This window comes from Spirulina sp. CCNP1310, from assembly GCF_034932185.1.
Taxonomy (GTDB): domain Bacteria; phylum Cyanobacteriota; class Cyanobacteriia; order Cyanobacteriales; family Spirulinaceae; genus Spirulina.
The window spans coordinates 1-749 of sequence record NZ_JAYGHW010000064.1 but is presented as its reverse complement, the minus strand read 5'-3'; the positions used below and the strand labels follow the sequence as shown (position 1 = coordinate 749).

At 54.3% G+C, this 749-nt stretch carries 1 protein-coding gene; it reads right to left on the bottom strand.

Annotation, left to right across the window (positions count from 1 at the left end):
- The coding region (locus tag VB712_RS10830; RefSeq protein WP_323254577.1) for a photosystem II q(b) protein at positions 1-749 on the bottom strand (749 nt) is incomplete at both ends.

Below are 749 nucleotides of genomic sequence, written 5' to 3'. Positions count from 1 at the left end.
GCAGACTCAGCAGAAGCCAAATCTAAGGGGAAGTTGTGGGCGTTGCGTTCGTGCATCACTTCAAAACCGAGGTTAGCGCGGTTCAGGATGTCCGCCCAGGTGTTGATGACGCGACCTTGGCTATCCAGAACAGACTGGTTGAAGTTGAAACCGTTCAGGTTGAATGCCATTGTGGACACACCCAGAGCGGTGAACCAAATCCCGATCACGGGCCAAGCACCTAAGAAGAAGTGCAGGGCGCGGGAGTTGTTGAAGGAAGCGTATTGGAAGATGAGACGACCGAAGTAGCCGTGGGCTGCAACGATGTTGTAGGTTTCTTCTTCTTGTCCGAATTTGTAGCCGTAGTTTTGGCTTTCGATTTCGGTGGTTTCCCGCACTAAGGAGGAAGTCACCAAGGAACCGTGCATGGCGGAGAACAACGCACCACCGAAGACACCCGCCACACCCAACATATGGAAGGGGTGCATCAGGATGTTGTGCTCGGCTTGGAACACCAACATGAAGTTGAAGGTTCCGGAGATACCCAGGGGCATACCGTCGGAGAAGGAACCTTGACCCATGGGGTAGATGAGGAACACGGCGGAGGCGGCGGAAACGGGTGCAGAGTAAGCAACGCAGATCCAAGGACGCATCCCTAAGCGGTAGCTGAGTTCCCACTGACGACCCATGTAGCAGAAGATGCCGATCAGGAAGTGGAAAATCACCAGTTGGTAGGGACCACCGTTGTAGAGCCACTCATCGAGGGAAGC